Source organism: Methylobacter sp. (genome assembly GCF_023227905.1).
Taxonomy (GTDB): Bacteria; Pseudomonadota; Gammaproteobacteria; order Methylococcales; family Methylomonadaceae; genus Methylobacter_A.
In genome coordinates this window covers 48,583-65,719 of sequence record NZ_JALOCF010000008.1, presented here as the reverse complement: position 1 = coordinate 65,719, position 17,137 = coordinate 48,583, and the positions used below count along the sequence as shown (strand labels likewise).

The following is a 17,137-nucleotide window of genomic DNA, read 5'->3' as shown; positions in this document are numbered from 1 at the left end:
TATTAAAGATTGCTAATATAGGTGCCGGGCATTTTATCGGTTAATACGTTGCTGTTCAATTCCGATGGCCATTGACAAATATTTGATCAATTCCCATGCCGCCTCCTGCATGTTTTTGCCGAATGCAACCACGCCGTCTTCATGCCCCAGCATGGTAAATAGAGAAGTCTGCATGAGTTCACCCGATTGGAATAATTGCTCGACAGCCGTCGCCATTTCCACTGTACCGTAAGGAACATCGGCGTTGGTATGAGGTAAGCCTAGCGCTGCGGTATGCTTCCAAATTTCGGGGTTGTGGGCGTGAATCACAGCTTGAATGGTATTGTTCTGTGCGTAAACGCTGGCGTGAGTCAAAGATTCAGAAGAGGGTTTGCACAAGCCGCAGGATTGAAGGCTATTTTGGTGGGGTTCCGCTTTGACAACAAGAGCGTAGTGTTCATGGCTTAGATGCTCAATATGTCCGGTTTGCGTGCCGCTGATGATAAATTGATCGCTGTGAGAATCGATCCGCTGGCTAATATTACCGAAGCCGATGTTGTCGTATCGCTCAGGATCTTGTCCGATAAGATCAAGCCGGAAGAAAATAGTGCGCCAGGCATTGATTTCGGTTAATGAAAACGAGGAATCGATCGGCTGTCGCGCATGCTTTAGCTGATATTTTATAACGCCTTCTTGTTCGGTCATTGGGCTTGTATCGCTGGGTGGTATAAACGAGGCTACAGTATAGTTTAGAAAATAAAATGCAGATAAAATGCAGAGTGTTATAAAATTGACGGTTCTCAAATTTGAAGACCGATTTTGCCGCGACTGCTCCCGGCAGCCGTTGGCATTTCCTCCATCCTTGGAGGTCATCGGTAAACAAGAAAAACAGTGGCTTAACTTATGCGATGTCCGTTTTGTGGGGCGCAAGATACACGAGTACTTGATTCCAGATTGGCAAATGAAGGCGACCAGGTTCGCCGCCGGCGTGAATGCAATGTGTGTAAAGAACGATTTACTACGCATGAAGTGGCCGAATTAACGCTGCCTCGTATTATCAAGCGCGACGGGATAAGTGAACCTTTCGAGGAAGACAAACTACGCTCAGGCATGCTCAGGGCGCTGGAAAAACGTCCGGTCAGCAGCGATGATATTGAAGCTGCGATTAATCGAATCAAAAAAGAATTGCGGGCAATGGGCGAGAGGGAAGTACCTGCTCAGGAGTTGGGCGAAAAAGTCATGAAAGAATTGAGTTTATTGGATCATGTGGCTTTTGTGCGCTTTGCTTCGGTTTATCGCAGTTTTCAGGATGTCAGTGAATTTACCGATATGATTAAGCACTTGCAAAAGAAATAATGACAACGCCGCGCGACGCTTTTTATATGGCAAGGGCCATAAGCTTGGCAAAAAAAGGGCGCTACACGACCGACCCGAATCCGCGCGTAGGTTGCGTTTTGGTCAGGGACGATGTCGTTATCGGCGAAGGCTGGCATGTTAAAGCGGGCCAAGGCCATGCGGAAGTTGAAGCATTAAAAAATACGCCGGATGCCAAGGGCGCAACCGCCTATGTGACGTTGGAGCCTTGCAGCCATCAGGGCAGAACGCCGCCGTGTTGCGATGCGTTGATAAAAGCCGGAGTCAGTCGGGTCGTTGCGGCGATGCAGGACCCGAATCCTCTGGTGTCGGGCAAGGGACTGGAAAGGCTCAAAGCGGCGGGGATTGAGGTTGTCAGCGGCATATTGCAGGAAGACGCACAGGCGTTAAACCGCGGTTTCATCAAGCGCATGACCGAAAACCGCCCGTTTGTACGCAGCAAACTGGCGATGAGCCTGGACGGTCGTACCGCGATGGCATCGGGCGAAAGCAAATGGATTACATCCGATAAGTCCAGAGCCGATGTCCAGCGATTAAGGGCGGAAAGTTCGGCGATTTTAACCGGCATCAGTACCGTGCTTGCGGACGATCCGGCGCTGAATGCCCGTATCGATGGCGATGTCTTGCAACCGGTCAGGGTAGTGCTGGATACGCATCTGAACATGCCGGTAACCGCGCAAATGGCAAAACTGCCGGGGCGCAGCCTGATTTTAACCTGTGCGGAAGATCAGCAAAAACAGCAGGCGTTGCAGCAGGCAGGTTTTGAAGTCTATCAATTGCCCGGTAAGGACGGACGGCTGGATTTGTATGCCGTGATGGAGTTTTTAGCCGGGCAGCAAATCAACGAAGTATTAGTTGAGGCCGGTTCCGTGCTGAATGGCGCCTTACTGGACGAAGGGTTGGTTGATGAATACGTCATCTATATGGCGCCCTGCATTTTAGGCGACCAGGGACGCGGCTTGTTTGCGTTGCCGGGTTTGCAGCAGATGGCCGATAAAAAGCAATTAAAACTGCGCGATGTCAGACAGGTCGGCCCTGATTTAAAGTTAACTTTCATTCCATTGTAGGATACCCATGTTTACAGGCATTATCTTGGCAGTGGGCCTTATATCGGCAATCGAGCGTAAAGCCGGTGATTGCCGCTTGACCATCGCAACCGGAAAATTACCGCTGCACGATGTCGTGCTAGGCGACAGCATTGCCGTCAACGGCGTGTGCCTGACTGCGGTGGAGCTGGGTCCAAATCATTTTTGCGCCGATGTTTCCAATGAAACTTTGTCCAGAACCACCCTGAATGCCGCGACGGTCGGCACTCCGGTTAATCTGGAACTGGCCTTGACGCCGTCAACCCGGCTGGGCGGCCACATCGTCAGCGGTCATGTCGATGGCATCGGCACAGTGACGGAAAAGCAGGCGGACGGACGCTCTTTTCGATTTAAATTTAAAGCTCCCGATAATCTGGCTAAATATATTGCCGAAAAAGGTTCTATTTGCATCAACGGCATCAGCCTGACCGTCAATGAAGTCGACGGCGCCGTGTTCAGCGTTAATATCGTGCCGCATACGCTCAAAGAAACTACCTTAGGCGAAGCGGTGGTCGGCACTAAAGTCAACCTGGAAGTGGATTTACTGGCCCGTTATATGGAACGGTTAATCAAAGGGGATGCGGCAGCCCAAAGCACTGGCGGCATCACAGAAGAATTATTGCAAAAAAGCGGTTTTTTAGGCTAAGCCCAAAGGCAACATGAATACTATCGAAGAAATTATAGAAGATTTACGTTTAGGCAAAATGGTCATCATTATGGACGATGAAGACCGTGAGAATGAAGGCGACTTGGTCATGGCGGCTTCTTTCACGCGTCCCGAAGACGTGAATTTTATGGCACGTTATGGCCGCGGCCTGATTTGTTTGACCTTGACCGGCGAACGCTGTCAGCAATTGCGCTTGCCGCTGATGGTCAATGAAAACAAGACTGCTCACTCAACCAATTTTACCGTGTCTATCGAGGCCGCAACCGGGGTAACCACAGGCATTTCCGCAGCCGATCGGGCGCGCACCATACAATGCGCAGTCGCTGAGGATGCTAAAGCTGATGATCTGGTGCAGCCGGGACACATTTTTCCGTTGATGGCGCAATCCGGCGGCGTATTAAACCGTGCCGGGCATACCGAAGCGGGTTGCGATTTAGCCAGGCTGGCGGGCGTGGAACCGGCAGCGGTTATCGTTGAGATACTCAATGAAGACGGCTCGATGGCAAGACGCCCTGACCTGGAAGTGTTTGCCAAGCAACACGATCTTAAAATCGGCACGATCGCCGATTTGATCCATTATCGCATTCAGCACGAAAACACCCTGGAACGCATCAGCGAGTGTGCGTATCCGACTGAATTCGGCGATTTCAGACTCTATGCCTATCAGGACAGAAATGACAATAACCTGCACCTGGCGCTGGTCATGGGGCAAGTTTCCGGCGACGAGCCTGTTTTGGTCAGGGTTCATGCGCGCAATTTGCTGGACGATCTGTTTGCATCCAAGCGCAACGATTTCAGTATTTCTTTGCGTTCGGCGATGCAGAAAATAGCCGAGGAAGGGCGCGGAGTGTTGGTCGTTATCAGGCAAAGCGAAGACAATAAATCGCTGGCCGAACTGATACATCATTATCAATTGGAAGATCACGGCATTGTCAGTCCGGCGCAGACTATCGGCACCGTAGATTGGCGCACCACCGGAACCGGCGCCAGAATACTGGCCGATTTGGGAGTGCATAAGCTGAAGGTCTTAGGAACCCAGAAAAAATATGTCGCATTGTCCGGATTTGATTTGGAAGTCTCCGAGCATGTCGGTTGAATAAGTTAGCTCAACAACATTACAAGTTAATCACACAGTAGAGAAACATCATGTCAACATTAAAAACCTTTGAAGGCAATTTGCTCGTTCAAGGCGGAAAATTCTGCATCATAGCCTCCCGGTTCAACAGTTTCATCGTTGAACAACTGGAAGCCGGTGCGATCGACGCGCTGGTACGTCACGGCGCTAATAAAGCGGACATTCATCTGGTTAAAGCTCCGGGTGCGTTTGAGTTGCCGATGGTGGTGCAACGCGTGGCGGCGGCGAAAAAATACGATGCGATTATCGCGTTAGGCGCGGTGATTCGCGGCGGCACACCGCATTTTGAATATGTTGCCGGCGAGTGCGTTAAGGGCTTGGCGCAGGTTTCCCTGCAATATAACGTGCCGGTCAGTTTTGGCGTGTTAACCGTTGACAGTATTGAGCAGGCGATTGAGCGCGCGGGCACTAAAGCCGGCAATAAAGGCGCCGAAGCGGCTATGTCGGCCATCGAAATGGTAAGTTTATTTAACAACCTGGAAATCTAATGAGTCAAGCTCGAACCAATGCCCGAAAAGCGGCTGTACAGGCATTGTATCAATGGCAAATGGCCGGTCAGAACCTGAGTGAGATTGAACGGCAATTTCTGGAAGAAGAGCGTTTAAAAGATGCTCAGAAAAGTTATTTTGTCGAGCTGTTTTACGGCGTACCTAAAAATCTGGATGCCATCGATCAGGTATTGTCGGAATTTGTAGACCGTCCGGTTGATACTATCGATCCGGTCGAGCGGGCGATTTTAAGAATCGGTGTGTACGAGTTACTGCATCGCCTGGACATGCCGTATCGGGTTGTTTTAAATGAAGGCATCAATCTCGCCAAATATTTTGGCGCCGACGGTAGCCACAAGTATGTGAACGGCATACTGGATAAGGTTGCTCAGCAAAGAAGAGCAATGGAAATCAAGGGTAAGGCAAAAATTGAAAAGTAAAGGCACCTCATGCCAGTTTCTGAATTTGCCCTAATCCAGCGATTCTTCACCCAGCAGCAAGTCAACAATCCATCAACGCGTTTGGGCATCGGGGATGACTGCGCGTTGATGTCCATTCCCGAGGGTTTCGAGTTGGCGATAACCACCGATACGATGGTGGAAAATGTGCATTTCTTTGCCGGCACCGACCCCGAACTGCTGGGCCATAAACTGCTGGCCGTCAATTTGAGCGATCTTGCCGCGATGGGCGCCAAGCCTGTCTCCGTTACGCTGGCATTAACGCTGCCCAAAGTTGATGAAAACTGGTTGACGGCTTTTGCCAGAGGCTTATTAAGTTTGGCCGAGCGCCATTCGGTGGATTTGATCGGCGGCGATACCACTTCCGGACCGTTGACCTTGACCGTTCAGGCCATGGGCTTAGTTCCGAAAGGCCGGGCGCTGAGGCGTTCAGCGGCGCGGCCGGGCGATTTTATTTACATGACCGGCCTCTTGGGAGATGCCGGGCTGGGCTTGAAGATAAAGCAAGGCTATAGCTGTGCAGATTCTGACGCAGCTTTAACCCGGTTTAACCGGCCGGAGCCGCAAATCGAGGCCGGACAGGCCTTGATCGGCATAGCCAACGCCTGCATCGATTTATCGGACGGCTTGGCGGGCGATCTGGACCATATTCTGGAGCAAAGCCGGGTAGGCGCCTGTCTTGATTGGGACGCGTTGCCGTTATCAAAAGCGGTACTGGCCTATATCAACGATACCGGCGATTGGGCTATGCCGTTGACCGCCGGCGATGATTACGAGCTGTGCTTTACCGTGAGCCCCGAACAAGCTGCGCAGTTGACCGTAGCGGCGACCAAAATCGGCATCATAGACGCACAGCCCGGTTTGCGGTTGAATAAGTCGGGCATTATCAAACCATTAGAGGTAAAAGGATTTGAGCATTTTTCTTAATACTCAGCTGGGCAAAAATAAGCTGACGCCCAGGCAGATATTGTCCGACCCAACCCTGTTCCTGGCTTTTGGTTTTGGTTCCGGTTTGGCAAAAAAAGCCCCCGGCACTATGGGCACTTTGGCGGCCATTCCGGTTTACTGGCTGTTTGCGCAAACCAATGTTTTTGTTTACAGCTTGTTGACGCTGATCGTCACCGTTTCCGGCATCTGGATCTGCGATGGTGCCGCAAAAAAACTGGATGAGCATGATTTTGGCGGAATTGTTTGGGACGAAATTGCCGGTTACCTGATAACCCTATGGCTGGTTCCTTATAGCTGGCAGGCTATGGTACTGGGCTTTATCCTGTTTAGAATCTTCGACATACTCAAACCGTGGCCGATCAGCTGGGCTGATCGCAAGGTATGCGGCGGGTTGGGCATCATGCTGGACGACGTATTGGCCGGTGTGTTTGCCGGCGCTGTGTTGTTTTGGGCTTCAAGCTATTTTTGATTTTGGTTCGTCGATAAGTGCCGATAAGCGGCTTATTAGTGACGCTTAAAAACCATTAAGGTAATATCATCATTAAAGGACTCGCTACGGCAAAATTGTTTTAACTGTTCCAGCAGCGTTTCAATAATGGCCTGAGGGGATTGCTGTGCATGTTGAACCAAAATATCATTGACGCGCTTTAGTCCGAAGAAATCGCCATCGGCGTTTTGCGCTTCGGTTAAACCGTCGGTATACAGCAGGATTACCCCGCCTTTAGACAGCGTGGTGACTTTTTCTTCAAAAATCACATTTTTATTTACACCCACTATTAATCCGTCTGCATCCAATTGCTTGCATTCTATTTGAAAAGGATTGAGTAGCAATGGAGGAGGGTGGCCCGCATTGGCAAAACTCAGCTGGTGAGTGTTAATGTTGTATTGCAAATAAAACAAGGTAATAAAGTAATCGGATTTATCCAAATCCTCAAAAAGAAAATTATTAAGCACTTTGAGGGTTTCTGCGGGCGTAGCCGAACTGCTTGCCTGAGTTCGAATGGCGCTACGAGTTTCCACCATAAACAGGGAAGGGCCGATTGAATGGCCGGAAACATCGGCAATAATCATATCCAAATGGACATCATTGCGGTAAAAATAATCAAAATAATCGCCGCCAACCTGATCGGCCGGCAGGCAGTAACCGGTGACCTCGAAATGACTGGATTTGATCGGCGCCGAGGGTGAAAGTGACGCCTGAATGCGCTGGGCAATCTTGATTTCACTCTGAGCAATAGCCAGATTGATCTGCGCTTGGCGAATTGCCGCTTCCGTAGCTTTTCGTGTTGTAATGTCTACGATCGTGCTCAGCACCAGTGTTTCTTCCTTGCTATCAATCAGGCTGAGGCCTATTTCAACAGGGAATTCACTGCCGTCTTTGCGTAATCCGTAGAGATCTCGTCCCGCGCCCATGGGTCTCGACACAGGGGCGGCGAGATACGCATTACGATAGCCAACATGATGCTTGCGAAAGCGTTCAGGCACTAATATTTCCACCGGTTGGCCAATTAATTCAGAGCGGGAGTAGCCGAAAAATGCCTCCGTTTGCGAATTGACCATCTCAATTGCTCCTGACTTGTTTACCATCACGATCGCATTGGGCGCAGATTCCACCGCTTGCCGGAACCGATGCTCCAAACGCTTGCGTTCTGTAATGTCGTGAATAAAACCACTAAAAATGTAACTATTTCCTAGCCTTAAGGATGAGATGCTGACTTCAACGGGGAATTCAGTGCCGTCGCGTCGAATGGCGGTCTGCTCGATCGATTTATTTAATAATGGGCCAACCCCGGTACGTAGGAAGTATTCCAATCCCTGCCGGTGCGCATCGCGTTGCGCCGGCGGAATAATTAACTCATCAAGGCACCTTCCGATGGCTTCCTCTTTAGTCCAGCCGAATATTTTTTCTGCCGGATGGTTCCATTCGGTAACAATGCCGTATGAATTCATAATGACGATAGCGCTCAAGGAATTTTCAATAATCAAACGGATACGCTTCTCGCTTTCGATAAGCGCATCCTGAAAATGCATCCTGGCAGTAATGTCTCTATCAACTCCTCGCCATTTAATGACTTTGCCCGTTGGGCTGATAATGGGTAAGCCGGTCGATTCGGTCAGTATCTGCCGACCGTCTTTGTGCTGGTAGTGAGACAGCTTCGCATAAAAAGGTTGGTGGCTGCTTGAGTAGCGCTGCTGGTCTACTTTATCCTGGGGCGTTAAAAATTCGGTATAGTGTTTGCCGAGTACCTCATCCGGCCTATAGCCCAGTATCTGAGTAACAGCGTTACTGCTATAGCTATAGTATCCGTCAGGATCTTGCTCCCATAACCATTCGCCGGTCATTTCCGCCATCTGCCGGAAACGTTCTTCACTTTCAACGAACGCCGATTCGGCGCTGAAGCATTCAGAAGAGCTTTCCTGAATCAGTAACACAATGTCGGTTTTGTCAGGTGTCCGGCCGGCTAGGCGGTTAGCGATATTAAGGCCCGAATTTTGTTGTTTGCTTGGGTGACTACTTCAGCGCTAAAGCTTACCGCTCCCAGCTCACGCCCCTCGCCTACATCCCTGTAGGCTAAGCTTACCGTTCTAGGCTCATGCTCCTTGCCTGCATCCCTATAGGCAAAGCTTTGGTTGATGCTTTTATCCACTACATTTGCAAGGGCTGCCTCCCACAGCGGCTTGTCGCTTCCGGCAGCGTAAATAAGGTCAACAGGCTTGCCGATCAGCTCTTGTTCGCTATAGCCTAGAAAAGCGGCAGCGGAAAGGCTGAGTTCTTTAATGTATGGTGCGGCCCCTGAATGATCCAACTCAAGGACAAGAATGTGATGAGAGGGGTGGTGCGTGAATTGGGTAGATTTAATCAAGTTCATCGTCCGCTCAACTGAATTACCGCTAAAGAACAAAATCACTTACTCTGGGCAAGTCCAACTGCCAACTGATGATAGAAAACTCAACATCATTTAGCAATCTATTTAGTGCGGCTGTGCTAGGCGTAGAAGATCTTAGGGTGGCAGCTTCGATGAACTTAAAACCGCCAGCCGCCGCTGATCGGCTGGGCTATGCCGAATCGCGGAGTTTATGGCGGTTTCAAGGGGGCGATCTTTAAGGTAGGCTCAGCAGACACTAATGCCGTACCGAAACGCGGAAGGGAATGAAATTGTGCTGCGCCGTATTCAATCAATACTTAAATACAATATTGGCGTGAATCCGGTTGTTGCCCGCCTTGGTTGTTCCCGCCTCAGCAGTGTCAAGCGCCGTGGCAAAGGCGATATTGCCCATAAAATACTCGCGCCATTGATAGCGCGCACCAATGCCGGTGCCGCTCAGGTTCCAGTCTTTGACTTGTCCCGGCGTTGCGCTTTGCAAGCTACCGTGCCCATAATCGTAAAAGGCAAATAAATTGATTTTTTGCCAAGCGGGCGTAGTGACTTCGAATTTCACAATCTGGCCGCTATCTGCCCCGGTTTCCCGCTGTTCATAGCCTCTGACATCAAAACTGCCGCCAATGCCGAGTTGCTCTCCGGCTATGAGCGGGCTATGACTCTCCTGGCCGCTAAAACTGGTTTGCACCAGCCAGTCTTTAACAAAGACCGAAAAATTGCTGCCAAAGCGCAACAAATCCCAATTTTGCTTGGCATTAAGACGAGCCGCTTGATAGTGTGCCTGGGTATTGTGGCCGCCGAAGTCAGTATTGCCTACCCACTGTATGTAATAACTGGTATGGGTGTTTTGCCAGGGGTATTCGCCTTTATAAAGAATACTAAACGGCGCACTGCGAACATTGGCGCCGACCTGCGTATTCTGAAATTGAATATCATTAATGAAATAGCGGTTATCAATGCCTAAATCCAGGCTGTGCTCGTATTTGCCCAATTTGGGTAAGAATTGCTGGTAATGGATGCCATACATTTCACCCGATCCGGTGACCGTTAGATCGGTCGCTACCGTGCCTGTATTCACCGATGAATTTGCATAATACGCGCTCAGCCAGCCTTTGAGTTTATATATAGGCAAACTGTAGCTACCGCCGTACTGTCGAACGGTGTCGGCATGATCAGGGGAGGTTGAATAACTTCCGTTAACAATATGATCCAATCCCCACAAGTTGCTGTACTGCAATGCGCCGGTCATTCGATAGTCGCCTGAGGTCGGCGTACCGTAATTATTGACAATTAAAGACGCCTGATAAGGCCGGTGCTCGGACACGGCAACATTCGCATCTAATTTATCAGGGCTTTTACTGGGCCTAAAGAGGACTTGCACCTGTTTCGAAGGATGTTTATTGGCTACCTTAATCGCTTCGGACAGCTCCTGCGTATTGGGCGATTCAGACTTACTGAGAACGGGCAGGCTGGCAATAATGTTGTCGCGGGTAAAGTAATTATTGCCTGTCACTTCAGTCTCGCCCAGGCTAAAGGAGATAACTTGCAGTTTTACATCGCCTGTAGACAGCGTTTGTGGAGGCACTATAACGCGATAAAACGGATAGCCCTGTTCCCGAATTATCTGTTCAAGCCCTTTGCTGACTTCCTGCAATTCCTTGAGTGTGTAAGGCTTGTTTTGTAGCGATTTAAAATAGTCGTCAATAAAAGCTTTGGAAAGCGGCGATGAGCCTTCAACTGAGAAATGCTTAACGTTAAACTTGAATTCCGGCGGCGCAGCGGCAGCCAGGCATAAGGCTTGAGGAATTAAGCATAAACCGGTAGTTATTAAAACTGATTTAACCAAGCGGGCACTGAACCAATAAAATCCTTTATTCCTTTTTTGTTGTTTTCTCATGATCTTTTATATTGTGTATCCGAACTATTTTCTGCACTAACCGTGTAAAGGCGTTGAAATATTACGACTTTGCAATCACAAGCAACCTTCAAGTGAGTTGTCAGGTTCATCGCCGTCAAATAAATTTTCCGGACTGTTTTGATTGTTGTTTGGTGTCGTTTCATTTGATTGAATAGGCGATGTCGTAGTTTCGCCATTCTTATTTGTAGAGCCGGTTTCACCTTCTTTTAATTTTGTCGTGTTTTTACTGGAGTTGGAATCAACGGTAGCTCTACCTTTAGTCACGTTAACAGATGTATCTCCTTTGGCCGGCGGCTTTTCTTTAAACACTGATTTAGGATCAGATTTGTTGGTATCCGGTCTGGGTTCATTAGGCTTAGGGGCATTTGGTGGAGTTCGATATACTTGCGGTTGCGAGTTTGCACTAGGTAAGGAGAGGCTAAATCCCTCATTTACATCATGTTCTACCCCGTCGTTGGTTCTGACAAACATGGCATCTTGCCAAGTTGTTTGGTTAAGACTCGTTCCGTCTGTTTCAGTGTCGCCACCGGAACCTCTGATGCCGATAGTGGCAACCGGCGTGTCCAGGCTATAGGCATTATGGTCGTTTTTGCCGATGCTGCCGGTTAGCGCTCGCAGCCCGCCATTGGCCAAACGCAATAAGACCTGATCTTTTTTGCCTTTAATCTGGTAATTATATTGTTTAATATCCAATTCGCTGTTGGCTTGCAGCGTGATTTTTTGCCCATCAGGAAACACTAGGAGCGCATAACTATCTTTTTCGCTCGAAATACTGTCGGAGTTATATAAGGGATTGCCCAGTGACAGGGGGCGTTCTTTTGCATTTTTGTCGGCACGGTTTATGGCGCTCACATCACCTTTAACGTCAACTACACGCGCCACTACGCTCTGTTCGGTTCTCTCCGCATTAGCTGCGGCTTCTTTTTTTCCCTTTTCTTCGCACGCTTGGTCGCAAATGGCTACCGTAAACTCCGATTTTTCGGAGTCGGGCTTAACCGTAGCTGTAGGTGTCTTTATTTGAAAGCGGTCAGGGTTGCCCTTGGCTATGTCACCGGTACTGGCATTGACTCCGCCTTGATGCAGCGCCAACTGTGCGGCTTTGTTGGCAGACTTGCCGTCATAATGATCGATAGTAAAGTTACTGTCCGGGCGAACGGTAACCTTGGCGCCATCGCTAAATTCGATAATGACAAAACTGCGCTCGGTAGTTTGAATATTATCGCCCTGAAAAATTTCCGTGTCTTTACCGAGAATACGAGGCGCAGCCCCGGGCTGTTGCGCGGCGTTGCTGCCTTTTACAAAACTGATATGGCCAACGACTTGAGGATTGGCAAAGGCTGGCAGGGTGACGATAAATAAGCATAGCCATAAGCCATAACTTTTAACAAGTCGTGTTATTTGAATAGGCATGGGGGGTCTACAGAAAGAGGATGAATAGATTATCATTTGGTGCACTGCTTGGAATTTTTGCCTTTTCCTGATGAGTCTGTAGATTCGCCAGCGCTATTGCTCGACTCATCAGCTAACAGTGGCCCACCTAACTGAGGTGTTGTCCCCAGCACTCCGGCAGTAGTTTGACCGATGGAATTTTTAACTGTGTTGACTAAGGTCTCAGTTGTATTGCTCGCGCCTGACGTGCTTGCTCCCGAAGTACCTGTGCCTGCTGTACTCGTGCCGTTATTAAAATATTGCAAATATGAATCTGCATAGCTTCCGCCAAGCGTACCGCCCGTCAGACTAATGCCGTTGGGCGCGGAAATAGGTGCATTAATGGTGAGAGTATCGCCATTATTAGCCGTAAGACCGACACTGCCACCACTGGAAGTAACCGCCCCATTAACGGTAAGGGGAGACATCGCCTTAATCATGATATTACGAGCGGCATTGACGGCCGTTTGTCCAGGGCTAAGGGCCGCCGAGCCCAGCATAAACCCGCCAATATTTTCAACATCAATCCAGCCGTTGGCGGCGTTCAGGTAACTCATTCGGGAAACACCTTCGGAACGTGAATAAATATTGCCCCCGGCACTAATGTCCAGTACGCCGTTATTAAGAGCCAAGTCAGCGAGGTGGACATCCCCGCCGCTGACAATCTTAAGATTGGCGGCCGTAATCGGCGCTGAACTAGCCATTATTGTGCCAATTGATGTGAGGGTAACGTTGCCGCAGTTACCTGTTGCTGAGCAGGTATCGATGCCGACAATGTCGTACTCAAAGTTATAGTAATTATTTGAATGAGTACCGCCGCTCATTTGTACAACGTTGAACCCTTGCCCGTTATTAAAGGTAAAGTTTTGTCCAAGAGTTTCCGCAGCAAGATTGGTGATGTTATTGGCTGCGCTAAGTATGACTTCGCCATTTGCCTCGATCCCCAGATCTTGGACATTAATGGCTGTCGTACTTTGGGTAATACCGCCGTTGCTGATTAAGCCTATGCGAGTCGTTGCCGCATTTCTGTCGGTCAAGGTTGAGACGCCGCTGGTGATGCCGCTAACGAAAATATCCCCTGTGAAATCGCTGCCGATGCCGATTGTAGGCGATAAAATCCGCCACAGCTCGGTTACGCTCAGACAGGTTCCAGGTCCACTGATACATGCCGCACCGACAGTGATTGGGAGATTGTCTGTATAGGGTTGAATGTCTACCAGGCTGCCAATGACCCTACCATGGCCTGCTGCATCCCATACCAGTTTATCTGCTTCCAGTTCCACTTCTGCGGAGCTGGCATTAATGAGACTATTGATGTTTAGGGTAGTGGCCGAAAGATAGATTTCGCCAATTGTCGAAGTAATCCCTCCATTTACCGTAAGAGGCGATGAGGCTCTGATTTCAATATCGTTATATGCGCTGACAGTACCCAAAGTTGTGTCGCTGCTAAAACTCTGAACATCAATAAAGCCGGTAGTTGCACTCAGCTGGCTAATTAAAGGTGCGTTAATATGCAGGCCGCCCGAGCCGGAGATATTGTTATAGGCGCTGATGTTCACATTACCGGCAATGATGTCTGGACTTGTTCCTGAACCGAAAACAGAGCCGCTAAGCGCTTTTAAATTAACCGTGCCCGTACCTGCATTGATTTGCTCGGGTATATGCAGGTCGTCTGAATTTGCGGTTAGCGAAACATTTCCGTTATTGGTAGTAATGCCGCTAACACCATCTACCGTCGTTACCTTAACCATGTTGGCAGAGGTATAAGTAAATTGACCGCCAGGGGTGGTAGCCTTGCCCGAAATTACGCCGGCACCATTAGCTTGGGTTAACGCCACCGCAGCCCCTGTCAAAGTCAGCCCAGGTAAAGGGGCGATTGTTGCCCCAGTTTGCTGGGTAATAGCGCCGCCGGAAGTCAGGTTTAAAGCCTGGGAAATATGGGTCAGTACCAGTGCCGACTTGATGTCGATAGCACCGCTACTGATATCGCCAATGCGCAGAACAGGTGCTGTGATGGTATTTAACTCAGCGTTGCTCAGTTCGAGCGTACTTAATGCATCGCCGGTAGTAGTGGCAGCCAGGTCAATGGCATTGGTGCTTAAGAGACTGACAGAGTTGATGCCATTGATTGTACCTCCCGCCAACGCCATTTTACCGGCCCTGAATATAACATTACCGGCGTTCAAGGCCGCGTTATTGGTGATCATGCCAGCCGATGTGCTCGCGGGAGTGGCAATGTTTGCGTTCCATCCGGCGCCCAAAGTGATATTGCCGTAAGTACTCAGATTACTGATCAGTGTAATTGCGCCCTTCGCCCACCATTCGGTATTACCTGTGTAGGTTGCCGCAGGTATAGTCCAGTCAATGTTGGTCGTTCCGTTGGCGAAGAATTTAGTGTCGGCGAAATTATTTGCCCCGGAAAATGCCAATGTGCCTTGCTGTTCTCTTAATACGATAAGATTATTGGTGCTTACGTTATTGAAAATCACTGTAGGCGAATAGCTTGAAACAGCATTGCCAATCTGAAGCCGGCCAGGGCCGTTGATTGTTGCACCGTCAAACTTGTTTAAGCCGACGTGGTTTTCAGGAATCCAGAGCGTTTTACCACTATCAATATTGATGGTTCCGGTAGCGACATTAAGATGCTGCATGGACAAGCCGTCGTGCAGGTTGAGTATCCCGCCATCGAGTTGTGAGAATTTTGCTTCCCAAGAGGTATTCGAATTGACATTGATCGTGCCGGAATTATTGACAATACCCTCTTGGACGGCCGGGGTGCTGAGGAATGACCAAGTGCCAGTCGTGCCGATGTTCAATACCCCTCCGGCAAGGTTATTAAAAGTCGATGCCGAGGTTAGATAAGGGCGGATGGCTGACTGGCCCAACATATTAATGGTTCCGTTATTTTCCCAGATCTTTCCGCCTGCTAGTTGAGCTTCAAAACCAGTTCCTTGACCATTTAAGTTCAGGGTTGCACCATTCTCTACTATGACCTTTCCATTGCCCGGATTGAACACTGTGATCAGGCTTCCGGTGGTACCGGTGCCGTAAGTTTGTATGGTCGTATTGCTGGAAGAGAGAAATTTAATATCATTGAATGCATTAAAAGTCAGTGTGGTTGATAACGCATCGGCTGAATTTTTGCTTAATACAATCGCGCCATTAGACCCGTCAAATAGAATATTACCGGCTCCGGCTGACCCCGTGTTTGCCGTAGTTAGAGTAACATTGGTATAGCCGCTAAGCGCTTGATTAATCGTATAATCGGATATTATAGAGTTTGCCGAATCCGACGGCGGCGCAAAGGGTGTGACGCTGTAAATATTCGCATCAGCCCCTGAGCTAGTGGCATGAATAATTTGAATGTTGTTCGGGTCAAGTAGCCAAGTGCCTGCTGCGCCATTCGCGGCTGATGCGTTAACACGGATGCCTTCGACATCCAGGTACTGGTGTCCGGAGGTTTCAATGAAGCCGCCATTGCCGGAAAGCGTCCCGCCTTTGGCGCTAACCGAACCATATGCTCGCGTCGTGTTATCCGCCCAAGCGATGACTTTGCCGCCGTTGCCCCGAGTCGTGGCGTCGGCTTTAAGCGTAGTATTCTGGCCCACGTAAGTCATTTTGGCATTATGAACATCAGCATTTTTACCTTGATAATCACCGCCGATTAAAACCTGTCCGCCGCCATTTGCACCGCTGGCGTCAACTTGTGCCTGATCCAGTACGCCAACCTGCTCACCGAGCAGTTCTATGTTGCCGCCTTTACCGGTCTGAGTGGCCTGGGCTTCTATCCTGCCTTCTGCCAATGTGGTGCCGGTCTTGCTGTCGACGTGGATAGTCCCGGCATCGCCCTGGCTGTTATTGGCCGATATAACGCTGCCGGAGGCCAGCGTTATATCCTGTTGCGCGACCAGCTGGACATTGCCTTGTTTATCGATCTGGACACTGTCGGCATTGATTTCGCCGCTGTGTTTGATGGTGCTGGCAAACACGTTGATTGCGCCGCCTTCGGTTAACAGTTTGCCTAGGTTAAGTACGCTATCGGCGGGCGCCTGGATTTGAAAACGAATATCAGGGTCGTCCAGGTTGGTAATGGTCAGCTCCTGCCCGGCCGCCAGGGTAATGGAGCCGCCATCGCTTTTGATAATGCCGTTGTTTTGGATTTGCGGGGCAATCAGAATAATATTGCCGTCTTTTCCGGCACGAATAATGCCTTCGTTAAGGATGTTTCCGGCGTTGGAACCTGCCATGAAATGGTAGTTTCCACTAAGAAAATCCTGGTCGCTCAGGTTAAGACTGGAAGCCACCAAGCCTTGGGTGTCGATCATTGAGCCTGCGCCGAATACGATACCGTTCGGGTTGATCAGGAAGACTTTGCCGTTGGAAGTCAATTGTCCCAAAATTTCACTGGGGTTTTGGCCGATAATGCGGTTGAGCACCGCGCTCTGGCCGTTTTGTTGAATAAACTGGGTCAGTTCATTTTGGGCAATGCTGAAGTTTTGCCAGTTGATAATTGCGTTGGGACTGTTGGTAATGGCCGTCACGCCCGGCGTGGCGGTATCGATGCTGACTTGCCCGCTGACGATTTGCGCACCCTCCGGGTTGGCATAAGAAAAAGCAGGGTAGAGCGCCGCTAAAATAGCCAGGTTGAGTGCGCGACGCAACGGCGGGACTCCGTTAAACAATGACTGATTCAGGGCCGGCTGTTTTTTGCGATAGGCTTTCATTGTAATAAGTCCACTTTAAATTTTGTAATTGTTTTCTTACATTATATCGTC

14 protein-coding genes are annotated in these 17,137 nt (G+C 49.5%); 8 read left to right on the top strand and 6 right to left on the bottom strand.

Annotated elements, in window-relative coordinates; genetic code table 11:
* Positions 1 to 33: 33 nt before the first annotated feature.
* Positions 34 to 684, bottom strand: coding sequence for a class II aldolase/adducin family protein (locus M0R47_RS05240; protein ID WP_292551303.1), 651 nt, complete (start codon positions 682 to 684; stop codon positions 34 to 36).
* A 198-nt stretch (positions 685 to 882) separates the two neighbouring features.
* Between M0R47_RS05240 and nrdR the strand changes: the two genes are divergently transcribed.
* The 8 genes from nrdR to M0R47_RS05200 are packed head-to-tail and all read left to right on the top strand — an operon-like array spanning position 883 to position 6,603.
* On the top strand, positions 883 to 1,335 hold the full coding sequence (gene nrdR / locus M0R47_RS05235) for a transcriptional regulator NrdR (RefSeq protein WP_292551301.1): 453 nt from the start codon (positions 883 to 885) through the stop codon (positions 1,333 to 1,335).
* Positions 1,335 to 2,420, top strand: a complete 1,086-nt coding sequence (gene ribD / locus M0R47_RS05230) for a bifunctional diaminohydroxyphosphoribosylaminopyrimidine deaminase/5-amino-6-(5-phosphoribosylamino)uracil reductase RibD (protein WP_292551298.1) — start codon at positions 1,335 to 1,337, stop codon at positions 2,418 to 2,420. Before nrdR ends, ribD begins: the two co-directional genes overlap by 1 nt.
* A 7-nt stretch (positions 2,421 to 2,427) precedes the next feature.
* Entirely contained in the window at positions 2,428 to 3,084 is a 657-nt protein-coding gene (locus M0R47_RS05225) for a riboflavin synthase (RefSeq protein ID WP_292551296.1), read from the top strand.
* A gap of 13 nt (positions 3,085 to 3,097) precedes the next feature.
* Positions 3,098 to 4,201, top strand: a complete 1,104-nt coding sequence (gene ribBA, locus M0R47_RS05220) for a bifunctional 3,4-dihydroxy-2-butanone-4-phosphate synthase/GTP cyclohydrolase II (RefSeq protein ID WP_292551293.1) — start codon at positions 3,098 to 3,100, stop codon at positions 4,199 to 4,201.
* A gap of 50 nt (positions 4,202 to 4,251) precedes the next feature.
* Entirely contained in the window at positions 4,252 to 4,728 is a 477-nt protein-coding gene (gene ribE / locus M0R47_RS05215; protein ID WP_292551290.1) for a 6,7-dimethyl-8-ribityllumazine synthase, read from the top strand.
* Complete coding sequence (gene nusB / locus M0R47_RS05210) at positions 4,728 to 5,168, top strand: transcription antitermination factor NusB (protein ID WP_292551287.1); 441 nt, start codon at positions 4,728 to 4,730, stop codon at positions 5,166 to 5,168. Before ribE ends, nusB begins: the two co-directional genes overlap by 1 nt.
* Before the next feature lie 9 nt (positions 5,169 to 5,177).
* On the top strand, positions 5,178 to 6,113 hold the full coding sequence (gene thiL / locus M0R47_RS05205) for a thiamine-phosphate kinase (protein ID WP_292551285.1): 936 nt from the start codon (positions 5,178 to 5,180) through the stop codon (positions 6,111 to 6,113).
* Positions 6,097 to 6,603 (top strand): phosphatidylglycerophosphatase A, encoded by a 507-nt coding sequence (locus M0R47_RS05200; RefSeq protein ID WP_292551282.1) that lies wholly within the window; start codon positions 6,097 to 6,099, stop codon positions 6,601 to 6,603. The genes thiL and M0R47_RS05200 overlap by 17 nt, the downstream gene beginning before the upstream one ends.
* Positions 6,604 to 6,638: 35 nt before the next feature.
* On the opposite strand, the gene M0R47_RS05195 is transcribed toward M0R47_RS05200, so the two are convergent.
* From M0R47_RS05195 to M0R47_RS05175, 5 genes are all read right to left on the bottom strand, one after another.
* Positions 6,639 to 8,567, bottom strand: a complete 1,929-nt coding sequence (locus tag M0R47_RS05195; RefSeq protein ID WP_292551279.1) for a PAS domain S-box protein — start codon at positions 8,565 to 8,567, stop codon at positions 6,639 to 6,641.
* Between the two features lie 29 nt (positions 8,568 to 8,596).
* Positions 8,597 to 9,004, bottom strand: coding sequence for a PAS domain-containing protein (locus M0R47_RS05190; RefSeq protein ID WP_292551273.1), 408 nt, complete (start codon positions 9,002 to 9,004; stop codon positions 8,597 to 8,599).
* Positions 9,005 to 9,311: 307 nt separating this feature from the next.
* On the bottom strand, positions 9,312 to 10,913 hold the full coding sequence (locus M0R47_RS05185) for a ShlB/FhaC/HecB family hemolysin secretion/activation protein (RefSeq protein WP_292551271.1): 1,602 nt from the start codon (positions 10,911 to 10,913) through the stop codon (positions 9,312 to 9,314).
* A 75-nt stretch (positions 10,914 to 10,988) separates the two neighbouring features.
* A complete protein-coding gene (locus tag M0R47_RS05180; RefSeq protein ID WP_292551268.1) occupies positions 10,989 to 12,344 on the bottom strand; it encodes a FecR domain-containing protein in 1,356 nt (451 codons plus the stop codon).
* A 32-nt stretch (positions 12,345 to 12,376) separates the two neighbouring features.
* Positions 12,377 to 17,086 (bottom strand): filamentous hemagglutinin N-terminal domain-containing protein, encoded by a 4,710-nt coding sequence (locus M0R47_RS05175; protein WP_292551265.1) that lies wholly within the window; start codon positions 17,084 to 17,086, stop codon positions 12,377 to 12,379.
* Positions 17,087 to 17,137: the final 51 nt, after the last annotated feature.

Excerpts from the sequence above, each read along its gene's own strand:
- M0R47_RS05240 (WP_292551303.1), bottom strand. The coding sequence starts at position 684 with ATGACCGAACAAGAAGGCGTTATAAAATATCAGCTAAAGCATGCGCGA.
- nrdR (WP_292551301.1), top strand. The coding sequence starts at position 883 with ATGCGATGTCCGTTTTGTGGGGCGCAAGATACACGAGTACTTGATTCC.
- ribD (WP_292551298.1), top strand. The coding sequence starts at position 1,335 with ATGACAACGCCGCGCGACGCTTTTTATATGGCAAGGGCCATAAGCTTG.
- M0R47_RS05225 (WP_292551296.1), top strand. The coding sequence starts at position 2,428 with ATGTTTACAGGCATTATCTTGGCAGTGGGCCTTATATCGGCAATCGAG.
- ribBA (WP_292551293.1), top strand. The coding sequence starts at position 3,098 with ATGAATACTATCGAAGAAATTATAGAAGATTTACGTTTAGGCAAAATG.
- ribE (WP_292551290.1), top strand. The coding sequence starts at position 4,252 with ATGTCAACATTAAAAACCTTTGAAGGCAATTTGCTCGTTCAAGGCGGA.
- nusB (WP_292551287.1), top strand. The coding sequence starts at position 4,728 with ATGAGTCAAGCTCGAACCAATGCCCGAAAAGCGGCTGTACAGGCATTG.
- thiL (WP_292551285.1), top strand. The coding sequence starts at position 5,178 with ATGCCAGTTTCTGAATTTGCCCTAATCCAGCGATTCTTCACCCAGCAG.
- M0R47_RS05190 (WP_292551273.1), bottom strand. The coding sequence starts at position 9,004 with ATGAACTTGATTAAATCTACCCAATTCACGCACCACCCCTCTCATCAC.
- M0R47_RS05185 (WP_292551271.1), bottom strand. The coding sequence starts at position 10,913 with ATGAGAAAACAACAAAAAAGGAATAAAGGATTTTATTGGTTCAGTGCC.
- M0R47_RS05180 (WP_292551268.1), bottom strand. The coding sequence starts at position 12,344 with ATGCCTATTCAAATAACACGACTTGTTAAAAGTTATGGCTTATGGCTA.
- M0R47_RS05175 (WP_292551265.1), bottom strand. The coding sequence starts at position 17,086 with ATGAAAGCCTATCGCAAAAAACAGCCGGCCCTGAATCAGTCATTGTTT.